Here is a 19978-nt window from a genome sequence, read left to right on the forward strand (position 1 = left end):
TTTTTTTTTTTGTTTTTTTTTTTTTGTTGTTCTTCGCCGTACTCGTCCGCCCGGCCACCCCCGCTCCCCGCCCCCGCCCGGCCCGGCGCGGGCCCCCCGGAGAATTTCCTCCGGGCACCCGGCGCCGTCATGTCCGGGTCAGATGACCTGGTACGCGCGGATCACCGTGGAGGTGACCGAGTTGCCGGAGGTGTCGGTGCCGGAGATGCGCAGCGACACGAATCCGGGCGTCGGGTTGGGGATGGTGATGCCGGTGACGCCGCTGGGGGCCGTGATGGTCGGCAGGTTGGTCCAGGTCTGTCCGTCGTTGGTGGAGTACTGCACGGTCCCGGACGACACCGACGCGTAGGTCGGTCCCACGCCGGGCTGGTACTCGAACGCCAACCAGCACAGCAGGTTGGTGCCCGCGGTGACCTGGTTGTAGTCGTTCATGTTTTGCAGACCGCAGATGGGCCTGGCCCCGAACAGCGGCAGCGGGGTCTCCGTCGCCGGGTCCGTGTGCGCGGAGTTGAACGTCCAGTCCGCGCGAACTCGAGTCGACAGCAGGGAATATGGCACGGTGCGGGACATCGACGCGGAGAGGGTGTAGGTGGCCGTCGACGGCGAGACCGGTACCTGGAGGGCCATGCTGTACATCCCGGCATAGGGATGCGCGGAGGCGAGCACCTGGCCGCCGCTGCTCAGTGTCATCTCGGCACCCGGGTCCGGGATCGCCAGGCCGAGCCCTCCGGTCCAGCCGTCTCCCAAAAGAGACGGCAGGTTGGTGTGCCCGAAGTTGATGATCTCGCCTTGCCGCGTCCCGACGGTGGTGGGGAGTGTGGGGCCGACGACGGCCGACCCCCGGATGACGCCCGTCGTGCCGAGCGGGTACGCGCTGTACGTCTTGTCGTGCATGCTGTGGGTGTAGGCGCCCGGCGCGTTCATGTCGTAGTAGGTCTTCCACGCCGTGTCCTGATTGGACGTCAGGTACTCGTCAACGTGGTGGGGCACCTGCACGTTCTCGTAGAACCCGCTGCCGAGTTCGATGCCCTTGTACCTCGCACCGTGCGTCACCGCGCCGCTCGCGGCCACGCCCTGGGCCTTGTAGACGGTGTCGAGGTGGGCCATGGTCGCCTTGGTCGCCGCCACCCCCGGATTCGTCGGAACGCCGTTCTCGCGTGCCTCCAGGACCTCGTAGCGGTACGGGGTGGTGACAGTGTTGTTCGACCAGGTCGAGAGGTTGAGATAGGTCATTCCGGGAGTGCTGACGGGCAGCACGCGGACGTTGTCGATGGTCGGGCTCGTGCCGCCGCCTCGGTTCATGACCATGCTGAGAAGCGGGAAGCTGTCGACTCCCGTGAGGGCCGCGAGTCTCGTGCTGGTCCGCACGGCGCCCGCGGTGTCCACGGAGCCGCCGATAGGCACCATCTGCCGCGCGTCGAAGGTGAGTGCGGTGTTCGCGGTGACCGTCAGTCTTCGGAACGCCGCGTTGTAGCCCACGATCGGCCCGCTCGGCGCGGGTTGCCGTTCGTCCATGAGCGCCATCACGGAGTATGTGCCAATGGGGATCGTGCAGGGCCCCCCGGAGCAGGTCAGCGCGCCGTTGGCGATGCTGAAGTACTGCGTCTCGCCGCGCTCGTGGCTGAACAATTGCAGCACGCCGGATGTCGGAGCGCCGCTGCGGTCCAGCGCGCTGACGGTCAACGTGGGCTTTGCCGCGGCGACGTCGATGGCGACGAGGTCGGACACGAGCACGGTGCCGTTCGCGTCACGGCCGGTCAGGCGTGCGTAGTACATGCCAGGAGGCGCGGCGTCCCCGTGTGCGGTGACGGCCACGTTCCCCAGGTACCCCGGAGCCGTGGTCACGGTTGTCGCAGGAACGGTGACGAGTCCCGCGGGTGCCGGGGCGCCGAGTTCGGTGAACGCCTCGACGCCGAAGGTGAGCGTGACGGGCTGCGTCCCGCCGTTCAGGAAGTGTGCCGATGACGAGCCGGTCTGTCCGGCGGTGTGCGGCAACGGCAGCGAGATCGGGGCCATGTGGTACGGCACGACCGTGCGCGTGACCGCGGCTCCGATGTCGAGCAGCCCGGCGCCCTCCTGGAACGCGTTCGCGCTCGGCAGGTCGCGGGCGGACTCCGTCAACGCTCCCTTGATGTGCCAGCCGTACCAGGTCGGATGTTGTTGGACGAGGATGGCCGCGGCCGCGGCGACGATTGGGGTTGCCATGGAAGTGCCGTCCAGGCCGATGTAGTTCGCGTCGACCGGGTATCCGATGGTGGAGCCCGCAGCGCGGGCCGCGACCACGCCGGCACCGGGCGCGACGATGTCCGGCTTCACGTTGTTGTCGATCGACGGTCCCCGGCTGGAGAAGCCCGCGACCCGGTCGCCGGACCAGATGGCGCCGACGGTCAGCGCGGCCGGGGAGATGCCGGGCGCTTCGACGGTTCGGGACTTGGACCCGCTGTTCCCCGCTGCCACGACCATGACCCGGGCAGCCCAAGTCGCGTGCAGGGTGACCATGTCGGTCAGTGGGTCGGTGCCGGGGGCGGCGGGGCGCCCGAGGCTCAGGTTCATGATCTTGATGTTCAGGTCGGCGGCCCATTCGATGCCGGCCATGACCGCCGAGTCCGGGCAGTCCCCGGCGTCGTCGCAGACCTTGGCGACGGCAAGCTTTGCGCCCGGCGCGACGCCCTTGTACTTGCCTCCGGAAGCGGCTCCGGTCCCGGCGATGATCGACGCGACGTGGGTGCCGTGCCCGAGGTGGTCCTGAACCCCGGTGGGGGAGGACGTGAAGTCCTGCGCGGCCGTCACCACCCCTTGCAGGTCGGGGTGCGTGGCGTCGTAGCCGGAGTCGAGTACGGCCACCGTCACGCCGTTGCCGTTATAGCCCTGCTGCCAGGCGGGGCCGACGTTCACCTGGGACCGGCTCGCGTCCAGTGACACCTTGGACTTCGCGTCGATCCAGATCTTGTCGACCTTCTCGCCGCCAAGCGGCTTGCTGCGGTCAGTTGTTCGGCCGTGTGGAACCTTGCCGACCAGCTCGTTCCAGAGATCGTCGACGGCGGCCTTGTCGGCCTTCAGGCTCTCGAAGCCGGAGTTGCCGGGGTCGCTGAACGTACGTAGTTTTTGCACGCCCTTCGGCGGAGCTGTCTTGGCGTCAACTCCCGCGGGCCGCTTGCCGATCAGCGGTATCGACGACGAGCGCGCGTCGTCGTAGCCCCACTCGACCAGCTGCGTGACGTTGAACAGGCGCGCGTCGATCTTCCCGGCCTGGATCGCGGGCACCGCGTCGTGCGGCACGACCGCGATACCGGAGTCGTCGTTGGCAATGTGCATGGGGATGCCGTCGCGGCCTTCGGCGGGCCGCACGCTGACGGACGGCTTGCCGTCCTCCATGCGCACGGTCACCTTGTCGCCGGTGATCAGCGTGACGGTCGCGTCAGGGGTCACACGCGGCTGCTCGTTGGGCAACGCCTCGGCTTGGGCACCCAGTTCCCGGACGTCCACGGACACCGCGGGCGCCGAGGACGAGTCCTCGGCGCCCGCGGGTTGTGTGGGAAGGCTCAGCAGGGCGGCAATGCCGGTCGCCACGAACGCGGTTCTGGTACGTCTGCGTATTCGCATCTGCGTCCTCTCGCATGGACAGACTCGGTGCCCATGGCCTGAGCACCGCCGTGCGCTGTTGCGTGGGGCAGGTGGTACTCAGGAGACGCTGTGTGGTGCGGCCAGCAGGCTGACACACAGTCAGAATGGGGACAAGGTATAACGGTTGGTTGGTTCGAAGTCTCTTGGATTGCAAGGGAATTGAGACACGTGTCAGCGCGGCCAACCGCCGCGAGGTGTTGACGAGGGTCATCCGTCAGAGTGCAGTTGAGCCCTCGGTATCGAAGGAGGGGACCGCCCGTGACCAAGGCCAGACGTCTGCTCACCGCCCTCGCCGGCTCTGCCGCCCTCACGGTCGGAGCGTTCGCCGTCGCACCCCCGGCCGCGGCGGGGGTGGGGTGGGCCATGTACGACTGTGAGCTCGCCGACGGTTCGCCGTACTGGACACAGATGGAAGTCGAGTTCCAGCGGGACGGTTCGACCCGCCTTTACGTGACCGCGAACGGGGCGCTCCCGATGGCGTACCCGACGGGGGCGATCTACGCCACGCTCCAGTTCACGTCCCAATCTGCTCTCTCCGGGATCCACAGCATGACCGTGCAGAGCGGCGCCTTCTTCCGTGTTGAACGAACAAGCTCCCCGGTGCTCGGCAGCGCACCGTACAAGATCGCGTTCCAACTCATTGCGACACCGGGCGCCGTCGACTGCTACCTGATCAGCGGACCCGGCTCCTGGCCGACCGGCGGGGTCTGAGCCGCGGGGGTGTCGCGGTCCAGCCGTGTGCTCACTCGGGAAGGTCAGATCTCGTACGCAGGTCGCACCACACGGACTTTGATTCGGTGTCGCGGGTGAATCCCCAGCGGGTGGAGAGGCGTTCGACGATCCACAGTCCTCGACCGAAGGTGCGGTCGAGGCTGGGCGGAGGTGTACCGGGTACGCCCTGGCCGCTGTCGACCACTTCGATTCGCAGCGTGGACTCGTCGAGTCGCAGCCGCAGTTCAGGTCGGCCGGACGCGTGCAGGACCGCGTTGGTGGTCAACTCGGAGGCGAGCAGCGCGGCGTCGTCGGTCAGGTGCGGCAATCGCTGCGCGAACAGCAGAGCCCGTACGTGATCTCGCGCGAGCTTGGCGGACCCGGGCGCGTCGGGGAGTACGTAGCTTCGCGTGATGGGCTTGCTCATGAACCGGACGCCTCTCGGTGGATGTCACTTTTAGTACGCCAAGCGTCGCGGTCTGGAGTTAGCGTGGGGAGTGGCTGAATCCCAACAGTTGTTCTGTAGGCGGAGGGGACCGGATGGCCCACCCGAAAGACGTCGACCCGATGCGCTCACCCCGGGCTTTCTACGGCTCGGAGTTGCGCAGACTGCGCGAGGCGGCGGGTCTGTCGCAGGAGAAGCTGGGCGAGATGGTCATCTGCTCAGGCGCCTATATCGGCCAGATCGAATCGGCGGTACGCAAGCCCCAGTTGGACATGTCGGTCCGACTGGACGCGGTCTTCGGCACGGACGGCCTGCTGGCACGCCTGTGCGTGCTGGCGAACAAGTCGAAGCATGCGGACTACTTCGCAGAAGCATCCGACCTGGAGGCATTGGCTGTTGCGATCCATGAGTACGCACCCACGCTGATCCCTGGAGTCCTCCAGACTGAGGCATACGCGCGGGCCGTGATCCTGGCAGCGCAGCCGCTCGCAAGTGAGGAGAGTGTCAGAGAGCGTTTGGCGGCGAGGATCGAGCGGTCTCGCGTGTTGGCCAATCCAACACGCCCGTTGCTTTGGGTGATCCTGGACGAAAACGTCCTGCGGCGACCGATCGGTGGACCGAACGTGATGCATGAGCAACTGCTGCACGTGATCGGTCTGGTGGAGCGACGACGGATCATCGTGCAGGTGATCCCCATCGCGCATGGCGCGCACTCATTGATGGAGGGCGTGCTGTCATTGATGGCCTTTGACGATGCTCCTCAAGTCGCTTACGTCGAAGGGCTCCACGCAGGCCAATTGTTGGATGATCCGTCATCGCTAGCGAAGTGTCAGCTGTCCTACGATCTGGGTAGGGCCGTTGCGTTGCCGCCGGAGGCGTCCCTGAGCATGCTGCGATCGGCGGCGGAGGAGTACCTGAGATGATCCGGGTCTGGCGCAAGTCGTCATACAGCAATCCTTCGGGCGGCAACTGCGTCGAGGTGGCACAGGTTTGGCGTAAGTCGTCGTACAGCGGAGGCAATGGCGGCACCTGTGTGGAAGTCGCGCCTGGCAACCTGCCGTTCGTCCCCGTCCGCGACTCCAAAGACCTCACGCGCGGCCATCTCATGATCCCCGCTAAGTCCTGGGCCGAACTCACCGACCGCTTCAGGCCGCGTGGTGGTCCGGGGACGTCCTGATCACCGACTGGATCGAGCCCTTGCCGTCGTGATGAATGGGGCCCTCCGTCACCGACAGAGGTGCCCCTGATCCGCCGCGGCGGTGGGCGATGATCTCCGCTGCGACCGCTACCGCCGTCTCCTCCGGCGTGCGCGCTCCCAGATCCAGGCCGATGGGGGAGCGGAGACGCGACAGTTCCGCCTCGGTCAGGCCCAGCGCGCGCAGCTTCTCCAAGCGGGTCTCATGCGTACGCCGCGAGCCCATCGCCCCCACGTACGCCACCGGCAGGCGCAACGCCCGTTCCAGCAACGGGATATCGAATTTCGCGTCGTGCGTGAGCACACACAACACGGTCCGGCCGTCGACTTCGATCGAGTCCAAGTACCGGTGCGGCCAGTCGACCACGACTTCATCCGCGTCCGGGAACCGGCGCCGCGTCGCGAAGACCTCGCGGGCGTCGCACACGACGACCTCATAACCGAGGAACTTGCCGACCTTCACCACCGCTGCGGCGAAGTCGATCGCACCGAAGACAATCATGCGCGGGGGCGGGGTGTACGCCTCCACGAACACCGTCGCGGTGTCCGGCCCGGCCGCGCACAGGCGCCCGTCCGGCCCGTACGTCAGCATCCCGCCCCGTCCGGAATCCAGCATCGCGGCGACCTCGGCCCGTACCGCCGTCTCGAAGGCGGGCGTACCGCCGAGCGAGCCCGTCGACGGTGCCGCACCGCCGTGGTGCACCAGCGTCGCGCCGAGCCGGTGGTCCGGGCCGGCGACGACCCGGGCGACGGCCACCGGCGTACGGGCCGCCAAAGCCGCGACGGCCGCGTCCACGTCCGGCTCCGGGTGCACGAACACGTCGATGATGCCGCCGCAGGTCAGGCCCACCGCGAAGGCGTCCTCGTCGCTGTACCCGAAGCGCTGGAGCACGGGTGTCCCGGACTCCAGCGCTTCGCTGCACAGCTCGTACACCGCGCCTTCCACACATCCGCCGGAGATGCTGCCGACGGCCTCGCCGTCCGCACTCACGGCGAGCGCCGCCCCGGGGAGCCGGGGCGCGCTGCCGGCGACGTCGACGACCGTGGCCAGCGCGAAGCGCGTCCCCTGGGCGCGCCAAGCGGTGAGCTCGGGCACGATGTCGAACATCGTCATCTCCCTACGGTTACTCGGATCGGGCGGCGGATCAACCGCCCGGTCCGTGGCTCGGCCGCCCGAGCGGCGCGGCCCGTCAGCTGACCCCCAGCCATTCCTTGATCGGGTGCAGCGCGAACCACGCCACGAAGGCGACGCTGAGGATCCACATCAGTACTCCAGGATCCTTCCACTTGCCCTGCGCGGTCTTGATCAGCGTGTACGAGATCACGCCCGCCGCCACGCCGGCCGTGATCGAGTACGTGAACGGCATGATCACGATCGTCAGGAAGGCCGGGACGGACGACGACAGGTCCTCCCAGTCGATGTGCCGCACCTGCGTGATCATCATCGACCCGATGACCACGAGCGCCGCGGCCGCGACCTGGCTGGGCACCATGCCCGCGATCGGCGTGAAGAACAGCATCAGGCCGAACAGCCCGCCGACCACCACGCTGGACAGACCGGTCCGCGCGCCGTCGCCGACGCCCGTCGCGGACTCGACGAACACCGTCTGGCCCGACGAACCCGTCACACCGCCGATGACACCGCCGGCGCCGTCCACAGCCAGGGCCTTGTTGAGGCCCGGCATGCGGCCCTTCTCGTCCACCAGGTTGGCTTCCGACCCGATCCCGATGATCGTGGCCATCGCGTCGAAGAAGCCCGCGAAGACGAGCGTGAACACCAGTACGGAGGCGGTGATGGCCCCGGCCTCGCCGAAGCCGCCGAACACGCTGACGTCGCCGATCAGCGAGAAGTCGGGTGTCTCGACGACGTTGTCCGGGAACTCCGGTACGCCCAGGCCCCACGCCTTCGCCGGTACGTCCACGACCGCGTTGACGACCATCGCCACGACGGTGCCGATCACCAGGCCGATCAGGATCGCCCCGCGCACCTTGCGGGCCATCAGCATGAAGATCGACAGCAGCGTGACCGCGAAGACCACGACCGGCCAGCCCTTGAGCTCGCCCGACGGACCCAGCACGACGGGGCCGCCGCCCGGTGCCGCGTTCTCCTGCACGAAGCCCGCGTTCACCATGCCGATCATCGCGACGAACAGGCCGATGCCGATGGTGATGGCGTGTTTCACCGACATCGGGATGGCGTTCATGATCGTCTCTCGGAGCCCCGAGAAGACCATGATCATGATGATCACGCCGTAGATGACGCACAGGCCCATCGCCTGCGGCCAGGTCATCTCGGCGATGACGGCCGTGCCGAGGACGCCGGAGACGCTGAGGCCCGCGGCGAGTGCCAGCGGCGCGTTGCCGATGACGCCCATCAGCACCGTGGTGATCAGCGCGGCCAGTGCGGTCACCGCGGTGACCTGGCCCGGGTTGAGCTTGTTGTCCAGGACGTCCGCGCCGCTCAACATGATCGGGTTGAGCAGCAGGATGTACGCCATGGCCATGAACGTGGTCACACCGCCGCGGAACTCCCGGCCGACGGTGCTGCCACGCGCACTGATCTTGAAATATGTGTCCAGGAACGAACCGTTCCCGGCCGGAGGGGCCGGCTGGGTTCCGGTGGATCCGGGTTCTCTGGGGCCCTGCTCTGAGTCCGAGTGCACAGATATCTGCGTCATGGACCACTCCCAAGTGTCTGAGGTGTTGTTGGGGTGGTGCTGGAATCCGGCCCCGCGCGAGCATGCCAAAGCCGGTGCATGCCCGCGCGAGGCGGGGGTGTGCGTTCGGGGGCGCGTTTCGGCCACGTGTAGTCGTGCACGTGGTGTTGCGTGACGGGCGGAAGCGGTCGGCCTCAGGTCCCGGTGAGGTGTTCCGGGCGTACCGGAACACGGTTGAGCGCGAGTCCCGTCGCCGCCCGGATCGCCGACACGACGGCCGGCGTCGAGGACAGCGTGGGGGCCTCGCCGACACCGCGCAGGCCGTACGGCGCGTGCGGGTCGGCCAGTTCGAGGACGTCGATCCGCATCGGCGGAGTGTCCAGGATGGTGGGGATCAGGTAGTCCGTGAACGACGGGTTCCTGACCTTGCCGTCCTCGACGAGGATCTCCTCCATGACCGCGAGGCCCAGCCCCTGCGTCGAGCCGCCCTGGATCTGGCCGAGCACCGACAAGGGGTTGAGCATCACGCCCACGTCCTGGGCGGCGGACAACTCCACCACCTTGACCAGGCCGAGGTCGACGTCCACGTCGACGACCGCGCGGTGTGCGCAGAAGGTGTACTGGACGTGGCCGAAGCCCTGCCCGGTCACCCTGTCGAACGCCTGGGTGGGCCGGTGGTGGTGCTCGCGGGTCGCCTCGACCGCGTCGTCCCCGAGCAGGTCGACAAGGTCGGCGACCACCTCGCCCCGCCCGACGACGACTTTTCCGGCCTCCAGCCGGAGGCCCGCGACCAGATCCGCCGACCAGCCGTACCGCTCGCGGCCCAGCGTGAGCACCGAGGCACGCACCGCCTCGGCGGCCAGCTTCACCGCGCCGCCGGTCATGTACGTCTGCCGCGAGGCGGACGTCGAGCCGGCCGAACCGACCCGGGTGTTCGCCGGGTGGATCGTCACCTGCTCGACGCCCAGTTCGGTGCGCACGATCTGGGCGTGGACCGTGATGCCGCCCTGGCCCACCTCGGCGGCGGCCGTGTGCACCGAGGCGACGGGGGCGCCGCCGACGACCTCCAGGCGCACGTGCGCCGTCGAGTAGTCGTCGAAGCCCTCGGAGAAGCCCACGTTCTTGATGCCGACGGCGTAGCCCACACCGCGTACGACGCCCTCGCCGTGCGTGGTGTTCGACAGCCCGCCGGGCAGCTCGCGTACGTCGGTGCCGCCGTCCGACTCCCACGGCCGGGTGGGCGGCAGCGGCATGTCCTTGACCCGCCGGAGCAGTTCGGCGACCGGCGCGGGCGAGTCGATGATCTGCCCGGTCGGCATCGCCGAGCCCTCCTCGACCGCGTTGAGCTGCCGCAGCTCCACCGGGTCCATGCCCAGTTCGGCGGCCAGCCGGTCCATCTGGCTCTCGTACGCGAAGCACGCCTGCACCGCGCCGAAGCCGCGCATCGCGCCGCACGGCGGGTTGTTGGTGTAGTAGGCGGCGGCGTTCATCTCGACGTTCGGCACCACATACGGGCCGATGCCGAGCGACGAGGCGTTGCCGACCACCGCGGGGGAGGACGAGGCGTAGGCGCCGCCGTCCAGGCTGATGGACGCTTCGACGTACACGAGCCTGCCGTCGCGCGTGGCGCCGTGCTCGTACGTCAGCACCGCCGGGTGGCGGTGCACGTGCCCGAAGAACGACTCCTCGCGCGAGTACACGATCTTGACCGGCTTGCCGGTGTGCAGCGCCAACAGGCACGCGTGCACCTGCATCGAGATGTCCTCGCGCCCGCCGAACGCGCCGCCCACGCCCGCGAGCGCCAGCCGCACCTTCTCCGGCGGCAGCCCGAGCACCGGGCACATCTGGTCCCGATCGACGTGCAGCCACTGCGTCGCGATGTAGAGGTCGACACCGCCGTCCTCGGCCGGCACCGCGAGCCCCGACTCGGGACCCAGGAACGCCTGGTCCTGCATGCCCACTTCGTAGTCGTGCCGGACCACCACGTCGGCCGCCGCCCGGACCTCGTCGGTCACGCCGAGGCCGGAGACGATGCGCTGGCGGTGCACGACGTTGTCGGACGCGTGCGCCTTGTACTCGTCAGGGGCGTGCACATAGCCGTTGGCGTCGACGTCGAGCGCCTGGGCCGTGGTGGTGATCGGCGCCAGGACCTCGTACTCGACCCGGATCTTGGCGAGCGCCCGGCGCGCGGTCTCCGGGTGGTCGGCCGCGACCAGCGCGACCGGCTCCCCGTGGAAGCGCACCTGGTCGATCGCCAGCACCGGCTGGTCGACGACCTCCAGGCCGTAGAACTTCGAGCCGGGGATGTCGTCGTGCGTCAGCACCGCGTACACGCCCGGCTGGGCGACGGCCGCCGAGATGTCCAGGGACCGGATCCGCGCCCGCGGGTGCGGGCTGCGCAGCGCCATGCCCCACAGCATGTCCTCGTGCCACAGGTCGGACGAGTACGCGAAGTCGCCCCTGACCTTGAGGACGCCGTCCGGGCGCAGGGTCGACGCGCCGATGCCGTCCGTGCCGGGTGCGTGGGTCTCCTGCAGGTTCCTCGGGACGGCCCGTGCGGTGGCGGCCATGTCAGGCCCCCGCTCCGGCGGACGCTCCGGGCGCCTCCGCCTTGCGGGCGGCGGCGAGCCGGACCGCGTCCATGATCTTCTCGTAGCCGGTGCAGCGGCACAGGTTGCCGGACAGCGCCTCGCGGATCTCCGCGTCGCTCGGCCGCGCCCGCCGCTCCAGCAGATCGTGGGTCTGCACGAGCAGACCCGGCGTGCAGAAGCCGCACTGCACGGCGCCCGCGTCGACGAAGGCCTGCTGGACCGGGTCGAGTGTGTCGCCGTCGGCGAGCCCCTCGACGGTACGGACCTCGCGGCCCTGGACCTGGCCGGCCGCGACGAGGCAGGCGCAGACCGGGTCGCCGTCGAGGTAGACCGTACAGCTGCCGCATTCGCCCTGCTCACAGGCGTTCTTCGAGCCCGGCAGGCCGACGCGCTCGCGCAGCACGTAGAGCAGGCTCTCGCCCTCCCAGACGTCCTCGGCCTCGGCCTGGCGGCCGTTCACGGTGAATGTGACCTTCATGCGGCTGCCCTCCCGGCTGCGCGGTAGTCGTCCCAGGTCCAGGTCAGGGTGCGGCGCGCCATCACCGACAGCGCGTGCCGGCGGTACGCGGCCGAGCCGCGTACGTCGTCGATCGGCGACGCGGCCTCGGCGACCAGCTCGCCGAACCGCTCGGCGGTCGACGCGGCCAGCTCGGCGCGCGACGTCCACCGGCCGGAGTCGGCGAGTTCGGCGGCGATGAACTCCTCGGCGGCGGTCGCCCGGCGGGGGGTGGGCGCGGCGGAGCCGATGCCGGTGCGTACCGTCCCGGCCTCCGGGTGCAGCGCGATGCCGAACGAGCACACCGCGATCACCATCGCGTTGCGCGTGCCGATCTTGGCGAACTGCTGCGGGGCGGTCGCCGACGGGATGTGCACGGCGAGGATCAGCTCGTCCGGCTGCAGCGCGTTGCGCTTGACGCCGAGGTAGAACTCGTCGATCGGGATCAGGCGCGCCCCGCGCGCCGCGGAGGCGACCTCCACCTGGCAGCCCGACGCGAGCAGCGGCGGGTGCGCGTCTCCGGCGGGCGACGCCGCCCCCAGGTTGCCGCCGACGCTGCCGCGGTTGCGGATCTGCGGCGAGCCGACCGTGTGCGAGGCCAGCGACAGGCCCGGCAGGCGGTCGGTCAGGTGGTCGATGATCCTCGTGTACGGCACCGAGGCACCCAGGTGGACGACCTCGTCGGCACCGATCTCCCAGGTGTGCAGCTCGGGGATGCGGTTGAGGTCGATCAGCGCCGCCGGACGGTGTCGGTCGAAGTTCAGGTCGACCATGACGTCCGTGCCGCCGGCGATGGGTACCGCGGTCGGGTACTCGGCCTTCGCGGCGAGTGCCTCGTCCCATGTCGCGGGGCGCAGGAACTCCATAGCGGGGTTCTCCTCCTGTTGTGCCGGGGGGTGCTGCTCGTTCGCGGGAGGGGCGGTGCCGTGCGCTGCTCCGGACCTACGGGGTGTGACCCAGTACACACAGCCCCGGCACGATCGCAGTAGCCACGGAAACCATGAAGCGTCGGCCTCGGATGCCTGCAAGTTCTCGTAGGTTCATCTAATCGTTGACCCATGGCCGCCCCCGGTATGACAGGACACGCAGACCCGGACGCGTGGACGTAGGAGATCATGGTCGGGAAAGAAGTGGTGGGAGGCGAGGACGTGCGGCTGCGGGCACTGCTCGACGCGGGGGTTCCGGGGATCCGGCTCCTCACGGGCGAGGACGAGCTCGACCGCGGCGTACGCGGGGTGATGACGACCGACCTCAACGACCCGAGCCGGTACCTCTCCGGGGGCGAGCTGGTGCTCACGGGGATGTTGTGGCGGTCCGACCCGGCGGACTCCGAGAACTTCGTACGCGTCCTCGTGGGCGCGGGTGCCGCGGGCCTCGCCGCCGGGATCACCGAGGTCGGCCCCGTCCCGGACGACCTGGTCGAGGCGTGCGCACGGCACCGGCTGCCGCTGTCCATGGTCGACGAGGAGATGTCCTTCGCCCGGCTCACCGAATTTGTGGTGCGCCGCGTGTCCACCGAACGGGCGAGCGATCTGACGGCCGTCGTCGACCGGCACCGCCGCCTCGTGCAGGCGGCCACCGGGGGCGCGGGCCTGGACGGCATCCTCGGGCTGGTCGCCGCCGACATCGACATCCGCTGCTGGGTGCTGTCGCTGACCGGCCGTCAGGTCGCGGCGGGGGCGGACCTGCTGGACGCGGAGCTGCGGACCGTGCTGGCCCGCGCCCACCTGGCGGCCCGGGCCCGGCGGGCGCGGCCCCCGTACCGCGAGCGCACCGCGGGCCGGGTCTTCTCGATGCTCCCGGTCGACCGCGACGACGGCTCGCTGGCCGCCGAGCAGGGCGTGTGGAGCGAATGGTCGCTCGTCGTGGAGGAGGACGTCGCCGACTGGCCCGAGCAGCGCCGCGGCCTGCTGGACGAGCTGGCCCGGCTCGTCGCGGTCGAGGCCGACCGCGTCGAGGACAACCGGCGGCTCGGCCGCCGCCTCGCCGAGGACGTCCTCGCGCTGCTGAACTCGGGAGCCGATCCCGGCGAGATCGCGGCCCGGCTGCGGGTCGCCGAACCGGCCGCCGCGTCGCCGGTGACCTGGCAGCTCGTCGCGGCGGCGGTCACCGTGCCGGGCACCCCGAATGATCCGCAGTCCGCGGCACCGGGGAGCCCACCCCCCACCCGCGCGCCGCGTACCGCCGGATCGGAGGCGGCGGCCGCCGCACCCGTGCACACCTCGTCCGGGGCGAACACCGCGGGGCGCATGGCCCGCACGCTTCTCGAAGAGGCTTTGGCGGATCTGCCAAGCGAGGCATTGGTGGCGGCGATCGGCTACGGCGCGGTGGCCCTGGTCCCCGGCTCGGCGGACGGTCCCGGCTCGTCGGACGACGTGGCCGCCGAACTGCGCGCGCGCCTGGCCGGGTTGGAAGGCTCGGCGGGCGACGGCATCCGCCTCAGCCTCGGTGTCAGCGCCCCGGTGGCGCGGGCCGACGCGCTGCGCGGAGCCCTCGAGGAGGCGTGGCACGCCGCGCGCATCGCGGAAGGGCGGCCGGGCTCGTTCGAGGTCGTGGGGCACGGCGAACTGGCCTCGCACGTCCTGGTGTTGGCGGCGGCGCCGGAAGGGGTGCGGCGCGGGTTCCGGGACCGGCTGCTGAGCCCGCTGAGCGCGTACGACGCACGGCATCAGGCGGACCTGGTCGCCACGCTGGAGGCGTTCCTCGACTGCGACGGGTCGTGGACGCGCTGCGCGGCGCGGCTCCACGTACACGTCAACACGCTTCGCTACCGGATCGGGCGCATCGAGGAACTGACGCAACGGGATCTGTCGCGGCTGGAGGACAAGGTCGACTTCTTCCTGGCCCTGCGCCTTAGGTGACCCCTCGGGCCCGCAGGGCGGCGCGCGGGTCCGGGAGACGACGCTCCGACCTCGTGCATGCCGACTTCGTGCATGCCGAAGGGTGTGGGGACGAACCGTTCGTTCGTCCCCACACCCTTTGGCTTCCAGCTTGTTCCCGTGGTCCCGGGGGTGATCCCCGTCGGTGCCCGCGGGCTATGCCTGGTTGAAGAACCCGTCGTGATTGTTGCTGCCGGGATCCCCGGTCAGCAGCGCGACGTCGCCGGGCAGCAGGAGGAACACCCGCTTGGCCAGACGCTCTATCGTGCCCCGACGGCCGAAGGTGAGACCGGAGGCGAAGTCGACCACGCGCTTGGCATCCGACTCGTCCATCGCGGTCAGATCGATGATGACCGGGATGTCCTGGCGGAAGTACTCGCCTATTGCGCGGGCCTCGTGGTAGCTCTTCGGGTGTACGACCGAGATCCGTGAGGTCGGTTTGGTGAGTTCGGCTGCCGCCGCTGCGCGGGCGGCGAAGATCTCCGAGGCCGGCACTACGCTGCCCTCCAATGGGCGGGAGCGGTCCTCCGGCTCGTCGTCGTAGACCCAGCCGGCGTCCACGTCGTCGTCCTCGTCGTAGGAGCCTGTGTCGTACGCGCCCCTGCCGGTGCGGTACATGTCGTCGTCCTCGTCCCCCGAACCGAGCCCGAGCCAGGAGCCGGCCTTGCGCAATGCGCCCATGGGCACCTCCCTCTCCGCTCGTCCCGGCCCCGTCCGGGTTATCTCTTTGTCCTCCACTCGACCGCACTGTATGCCAGCACCCGCCCCGTTGGGCCGTGCGACGCGCGCGCTTGGTGGACATTTGTCGACCTGGGACACTCCTGGGACATTCCGGGGCCGTGAGAGCCCTTCATCGTCCCGCAGCGGACCCCCCGGATCCAGCGGGATTTCCCTCACGCCCGAGGAAAGTCGCGGCCGTCAGGCCCCGGGTCCCGCCAGCAGCTTGCCCAGCAGCCCGGCGAGTTGGCGGCGCTCGGCCTGATCGAGCGGCAGGAACACCGTGTCGAGGTAGCCGGCGACGCCCGTCTCGGCGGCGGCGAGCACGGCCCGGCCGGATTCGGTGACGGTGACGGCGTACGAGCGCCGGTCCCGCGGGTTGCGCTCGCGCCGCACGAGGCCGCCCTGTTCCAGGTCGTCGCAGAGGCCGACCATGACACTGCGGTCGATGCGCAGTTCCTCGCTCAGCGACTGCTGGGAGCACGGGCCGACGGCGGCCAGCATCTTGAGGACGAGGTGTTGCCCGACCCCGAGGCCCTGCGCGCCCGCGTGAGCCTCGGCGGCCCTCGCGACGGCGGTCGAGGCCCGGCACAGCGTGATGTCAGGGCGTTCGGCGGCGAGTTGTGGGAAGTAGCTCGGGCGCGCCGGTCCGCCGGCCGCCGGGGCCGCGTCGGCCGCCTCGGCCGTCCCGGTCTTCTTTGTCGTTCTCGTCGGCATGGCGTCCCTCCGCGTCGCGTCGCGCCGCCCACTCTAGCAATTCGATCTGCGCGCCAATTGTTTGACGGCAGATGATTGGCGCACATACGGTTTTGGCATCGGCCACGGCTCATCGGCGCCCGGAGGCAACGCATGCTCCTAGACCTCACCCCCGACGAACTGCTTTCCACCACCCGCGCGGTGCGCAGGCGTCTCGACTTCGACCGGCCAGTACCGCGCGAGCTGATCGAGGAGTGCGTGGACCTGGCCGTCCAGGCGCCCACCGGGCGCAACCGGCAGCGCTGGCACTTCCTGGTGGTCACCGAGCCCGCGCAGCGTCGCGCGGTGGCGGACATATTCGTGCGCTCGCTGGCGCAGGGCGGCGGGCAGCCGCTCACCGACCTGGATCTGTGGCGCATGAACCACCACCCCACCTCGACGCGGCGGGTGTTCGACGGATTGCGGCACCTCGTCGACAACATCCACCGGGTCCCCGCATTTGTGATCCCGGCGGTGGAGGGCCGTACCGATCGCGCCCCGGTCGCCACCCAGGCCGGGACCTGGGGCTCGATACTCCCGGCGGTGTGGAGCTTCATGCTCGCCGCACGCGCCCGCGGCCTCGGCACCGTGTGGACGACCGCGCAGGCGCCGCTCGAACGCGAACTGGCCCAGGTGCTCCGCGTCCCGTACGACGACGTCATGCTCGCCGCGTTCATCCCGCTCGCCTACACGATCGGAACGGACTTCAAGCCGGCCAAGCGGATACCCCGCGAACACGTCCTCCACTGGAACCGCTGGTAGGCGCGCGTCCCGGACCGTGGGCCCTCCCGGTGCGAGCAGGCGGTCGGCGTGTGCGCATAGCGCATTCGGGGCGAACTGCCGGACAGGGGCCGCGCTTTCGGGATACATCTGCGTGTCGGCACGTGTCGACTGCCTAGCCTGCCGGGGCAAGCCGAGACAGCCCGGGGGAGGTGTCGGATGGCGCGTACCGCCTTTGCGGCGTCGGAATTGGGAGCCGCGGCCGGTCCTGTGCGGGGCACGGCGGGAATCGGTGTCCTCGGGCCGGTGGAGTTACGCCCGGCCCAGTCCGGCAACTGGCGCCCGGTCCCCGGTACGCGCCCCCGCTCACTCCTGGCCCGCCTGGTCGCCGCGTCCGGCCGCGTCGTGCTGACCGAGCGGCTGCTGTCCGACGTCTGGCCCGACGAGCCGCCCGCGATGCGGGCCAAAGCCGTCGCCCAGGTGGTGCACCGGCTGCGGCGCCTGCTCGGCGACCGGCACGGGGTGTTGATCGCCACCCGGCCACAGGGCTACGAACTGCGGATCCCCGACATGGAGATCGACGCGATCGTCGCCGGGCTGCTGGTCGAACGCGGCCGCGCCCGACTGGCGTGCGGCGACGCGGCCTCGGCGTCGGCTCTGCTGGGGCGGGCCCTGGGGTTGTGGCGCGGGGAGCCGTACGACGGCGTCGAATGCGCCGACCCCGCGGGCCCGGTCGCATGCCACGGCGCGCACCTCGCCCGGCTGCGCGTCACCGCGCTGGAGTCGCGCATCGACGCGGATCTGGCGCTGGAGCGGCACCGCGAGGTCATCGACGAACTGTCCGGCCTGGTGGCCGGGAACCCGTGGCACGAGCCGTGGTGGCCGCGGCTGATGCTCGCGCTGGACGGCGCAGGGCGGCGGGCCGACGCGCTCCACACGTACCAGCGGCTGCGCACACTGCTGGTCGACGGCCTGGGAGTCGAGCCCGGGCCCGAGGCGCGGCGCGTGCACCAGCGCATACTGCGCGGCGAGCGCCCGGCGAAAGGCTGTCGTTGCGGATAGCCCTTCGCCGGGCGCGGCGGTTCGTCGGCCGAGTTCCCGGCCGGGGTGTCAGCGGCAGACGCTGACGACCGGGAGGAACATCCAGTGGTCCGTGTACCAGAAGTAGTTCATGAGGCCGCCGACGTCGTTGCATCCGGCGGGGGCCTGCTCGATGTTGCCGTTGCAGATGCGGGTGCTGTTCTTGGGCATCGACGACACGGCGCACTTCGCGTCCGAGAAAGAGGAGAGCAGAGTCTCGGGCACGTACCGAGCGTCGGCGTTGGAGTTCATGACAATGGCGTACGGCTGCACGTAGCCGTTGCCGTACTCCATACACGCGATGATCACGTGCCGGCTGTCGGTCAGCTGCACCGGCGACGAGCATTTCGCGTTGCCCCACGTCGGATACGTCGTGGTCCAGTTCTTGGGCACGGGCGCCGCGGCGGCCGGGCTCTGCGCGAGGGCGGTGAGCGCGACGGCGGCGCCGAGCGCGCCCAGGGTCTTGGCGATCTTGGAACGGAGCACGGGGCGGTCCTCTTTCTCGGCGGTCAGCAGGGGAGACGGAGCCCGGTGATCGTCTCCCCGCCCGGTTCCACCGGGGTTCCACCGCGGTTCCACGCCGGTTCCACGGCGGTCCACGCCCTTGGGCCGTGCCGGGTCCCCGCCCCGTCCGTGGCGTGTTCGTGGCGCGTGCGGGGCGCGTCCGCACTGCGTCCGCCCGGCGAGTTCGGCCGCTACTGCGAACGCGTGGATGCAGACCGCGCGCTGGTGCGGCGAATCCGGGATCCACATGCGCCCCCGCGCGTACCCGCTTAGCGTGGAAGACGCGCCCGCGCGGCGGGCCGCGAAAGCGTATTGCCGGTGACGGTCTTGGAGGAGGCATGGAGATGGGCGAGCTTGGTCCGGTCGACGCGATCGTGCTGGGGTTCCCGGGCCAGCGGCTGACCCGCTCCGTCCTGGACGCCGTCGACGAGGTCGAGGCGCGCGGCGACGTCCGGGTCATCGACATGCTCATCGTGGTCAAGGACGTGCACGGCGACATCACCCACCACGAGATCAGCGAGTACGACGACCTGCGCGACATGGCCGCCGAGGTCGCGGCCCGCCGCATGCTCGGGCTCGCGGGGGAGAGCGACGCGGAGCAGATCGGCCTGATCATGCCGCCGGACTCGCTGGTCGTCGTCGTGTTCGTGGAGAACGTGTGGGCGCGCGAGGTCGCGGTGCGGATCCGCGAGGCGGGCGGGCGGTTGCTGTCGTACACCCGGCTGCCGCAGGCGACGCTGGACGCGATGGAGGACCAGATCGAGACGGCGGCGGCGTACGGCGACACGTCCGACGACTAATCCGCCGCTCAGGCCTTGCGCGTCGAGACCAGCTTCGCGAACACCACGACGTTCGCCTCGTAGCCGCCCTCGGCACCCTTCTTGAACGTGCCCCCGCAGGTGATGAGGCGCAGTTGCGCCTCCGACGTGTCGGCGTACACGCGGTCGGCCGGGAAGTTCTTCTTGTCGAACACCTCGACCGACTCGATGCGGAACGTCGCGACCATCCCGTCGGATCGCACGATGTCCGCGGTGTCGCCGGGGCGGAGCGCACCGAGGCCGTAGAAGGCGGCCGGGCCGGACTTGGTGTCCACGTGCGCCACGACCACGGCCGTGCCCACCGCGCCCGGGGTGGCCGCGTCCTTGTACCAGCCCGCCAGGTTGCGGTTGTTCGGGTCGGGGACGGCCAGTTCGCCGGACGCTTCGAGGCCCAGCGCGACAAAGGGGGCGTCCACCGCGATCTTGGGGATCACCACACGGGCCGGCGGTGACGATGGCAGCGGAACGACCGGCGGCTGCTCCGTCTCGGGTCGAACCGCCGGTTGTACGGCCGGAGTTCCGGCACTTCCACCGGCCGGAACCGCACTCGGCCGCGCGGCCGACGCGGGCGGGACCGGCGGGCCGCCGTCGCCTTCGGAGAACGCCCGGAGGACGAGGGTTCCGCCGGCCAGAAAGGCGACGAAGGCCAGGACGGCGGCGAACACGAGGAGGCGCGACGGCCGTCCGGATGAACGCCCGCTCTGTCGCTCGGCGTTGGCCACCAGGTCCTCCTGGATCGGCTCGTGGGTGTGTCGAGTGGGGCGTGGCAGAGTCCCGCCCCGTACGGCGACGATGACGCCGTACGG

18 protein-coding genes are annotated in these 19978 nt (G+C 70.2%); 7 read left to right on the top strand and 11 right to left on the bottom strand.

Annotation, left to right across the window (positions count from 1 at the left end):
- Positions 1 to 138: 138 nt before the first annotated feature.
- Positions 139 to 3570 carry a S8 family serine peptidase gene (locus AB0C36_RS37465; protein ID WP_358363090.1) on the bottom strand — a complete coding sequence of 1144 codons (3432 nt, stop codon included), beginning with the start codon at positions 3568 to 3570 and terminating at the stop codon, positions 139 to 141.
- Positions 3571 to 3882: 312 nt separating this feature from the next.
- On the opposite strand from AB0C36_RS37465, the gene AB0C36_RS37470 reads away from it, so the two are divergent.
- Positions 3883 to 4335, top strand: a complete 453-nt coding sequence (locus AB0C36_RS37470) for a hypothetical protein (RefSeq protein WP_358363092.1) — start codon at positions 3883 to 3885, stop codon at positions 4333 to 4335.
- A 31-nt stretch (positions 4336 to 4366) separates the two neighbouring features.
- On the opposite strand, the gene AB0C36_RS37475 is transcribed toward AB0C36_RS37470, so the two are convergent.
- Positions 4367 to 4762 carry an ATP-binding protein gene (locus AB0C36_RS37475; protein ID WP_358363094.1) on the bottom strand — a complete coding sequence of 132 codons (396 nt, stop codon included), beginning with the start codon at positions 4760 to 4762 and terminating at the stop codon, positions 4367 to 4369.
- A 113-nt stretch (positions 4763 to 4875) separates the two neighbouring features.
- Here AB0C36_RS37475 and AB0C36_RS37480 point away from each other — a divergent pair, with 113 nt between their 5' ends.
- Complete coding sequence (locus AB0C36_RS37480) at positions 4876 to 5703, top strand: helix-turn-helix domain-containing protein (RefSeq protein ID WP_358363095.1); 828 nt, start codon at positions 4876 to 4878, stop codon at positions 5701 to 5703.
- Positions 5700 to 5957, top strand: coding sequence for a DUF397 domain-containing protein (locus AB0C36_RS37485; RefSeq protein WP_358363097.1), 258 nt, complete (start codon positions 5700 to 5702; stop codon positions 5955 to 5957). The genes AB0C36_RS37480 and AB0C36_RS37485 overlap by 4 nt, the downstream gene beginning before the upstream one ends.
- On the opposite strand, the gene AB0C36_RS37490 is transcribed toward AB0C36_RS37485, so the two are convergent.
- The 5 genes from AB0C36_RS37490 to AB0C36_RS37510 all read right to left on the bottom strand — a co-directional run bounded on the left by AB0C36_RS37490 (position 5926) and on the right by AB0C36_RS37510 (position 12585).
- On the bottom strand, positions 5926 to 7083 hold the full coding sequence (locus tag AB0C36_RS37490; RefSeq protein WP_358363116.1) for an XdhC family protein: 1158 nt from the start codon (positions 7081 to 7083) through the stop codon (positions 5926 to 5928). The two genes, AB0C36_RS37485 and AB0C36_RS37490, sit on opposite strands and share 32 nt — an antisense overlap.
- Positions 7084 to 7165: 82 nt before the next feature.
- Complete coding sequence (locus tag AB0C36_RS37495) at positions 7166 to 8653, bottom strand: NCS2 family permease (protein WP_358363098.1); 1488 nt, start codon at positions 8651 to 8653, stop codon at positions 7166 to 7168.
- Between the two features lie 173 nt (positions 8654 to 8826).
- On the bottom strand, positions 8827 to 11202 hold the full coding sequence (pucD, locus tag AB0C36_RS37500; RefSeq protein WP_358363100.1) for a xanthine dehydrogenase subunit D: 2376 nt from the start codon (positions 11200 to 11202) through the stop codon (positions 8827 to 8829).
- A gap of 1 nt (position 11203) precedes the next feature.
- Entirely contained in the window at positions 11204 to 11701 is a 498-nt protein-coding gene (locus AB0C36_RS37505) for a (2Fe-2S)-binding protein (protein WP_358363102.1), read from the bottom strand.
- Positions 11698 to 12585 (bottom strand): FAD binding domain-containing protein, encoded by an 888-nt coding sequence (locus AB0C36_RS37510; protein WP_358363103.1) that lies wholly within the window; start codon positions 12583 to 12585, stop codon positions 11698 to 11700. Before AB0C36_RS37510 ends, AB0C36_RS37505 begins: the two co-directional genes overlap by 4 nt.
- Before the next feature lie 282 nt (positions 12586 to 12867).
- Here AB0C36_RS37510 and AB0C36_RS37515 point away from each other — a divergent pair, with 282 nt between their 5' ends.
- Complete coding sequence (locus AB0C36_RS37515) at positions 12868 to 14580, top strand: PucR family transcriptional regulator (RefSeq protein WP_358363118.1); 1713 nt, start codon at positions 12868 to 12870, stop codon at positions 14578 to 14580.
- A 174-nt stretch (positions 14581 to 14754) separates the two neighbouring features.
- Here AB0C36_RS37515 and AB0C36_RS37520 read toward each other — a convergent pair whose 3' ends face one another.
- Together AB0C36_RS37520 and AB0C36_RS37525 are read right to left on the bottom strand one after the other, a co-directional pair.
- Positions 14755 to 15279 (bottom strand): cell division protein SepF, encoded by a 525-nt coding sequence (locus tag AB0C36_RS37520; RefSeq protein ID WP_358363105.1) that lies wholly within the window; start codon positions 15277 to 15279, stop codon positions 14755 to 14757.
- 237 nt (positions 15280 to 15516) lie between these two features.
- Positions 15517 to 16032 carry a MarR family winged helix-turn-helix transcriptional regulator gene (locus tag AB0C36_RS37525; RefSeq protein ID WP_358363107.1) on the bottom strand — a complete coding sequence of 172 codons (516 nt, stop codon included), beginning with the start codon at positions 16030 to 16032 and terminating at the stop codon, positions 15517 to 15519.
- Between the two features lie 132 nt (positions 16033 to 16164).
- Here AB0C36_RS37525 and AB0C36_RS37530 point away from each other — a divergent pair, with 132 nt between their 5' ends.
- Together AB0C36_RS37530 and AB0C36_RS37535 are read left to right on the top strand one after the other, a co-directional pair.
- Positions 16165 to 16812 carry a nitroreductase family protein gene (locus AB0C36_RS37530; protein ID WP_358363109.1) on the top strand — a complete coding sequence of 216 codons (648 nt, stop codon included), beginning with the start codon at positions 16165 to 16167 and terminating at the stop codon, positions 16810 to 16812.
- Between the two features lie 264 nt (positions 16813 to 17076).
- Positions 17077 to 17832 (top strand): AfsR/SARP family transcriptional regulator, encoded by a 756-nt coding sequence (locus AB0C36_RS37535; protein ID WP_358363110.1) that lies wholly within the window; start codon positions 17077 to 17079, stop codon positions 17830 to 17832.
- Between the two features lie 48 nt (positions 17833 to 17880).
- Here AB0C36_RS37535 and AB0C36_RS37540 read toward each other — a convergent pair whose 3' ends face one another.
- A complete protein-coding gene (locus AB0C36_RS37540; RefSeq protein ID WP_358363111.1) occupies positions 17881 to 18336 on the bottom strand; it encodes a hypothetical protein in 456 nt (151 codons plus the stop codon).
- A gap of 362 nt (positions 18337 to 18698) precedes the next feature.
- Here AB0C36_RS37540 and AB0C36_RS37545 point away from each other — a divergent pair, with 362 nt between their 5' ends.
- Entirely contained in the window at positions 18699 to 19154 is a 456-nt protein-coding gene (locus AB0C36_RS37545; protein WP_358363113.1) for a DUF6325 family protein, read from the top strand.
- 8 nt (positions 19155 to 19162) lie between these two features.
- Here AB0C36_RS37545 and AB0C36_RS37550 read toward each other — a convergent pair.
- The coding region (locus tag AB0C36_RS37550; protein ID WP_358363114.1) for a class F sortase at positions 19163 to 19978 on the bottom strand (816 nt) is incomplete at its 5' end.

Origin of the sequence: Streptodolium elevatio (genome assembly GCF_040649515.1) — a bacterium.
GTDB classification, from domain to species: Bacteria; Actinomycetota; Actinomycetes; order Streptomycetales; family Streptomycetaceae; genus Yinghuangia; species Yinghuangia elevatio.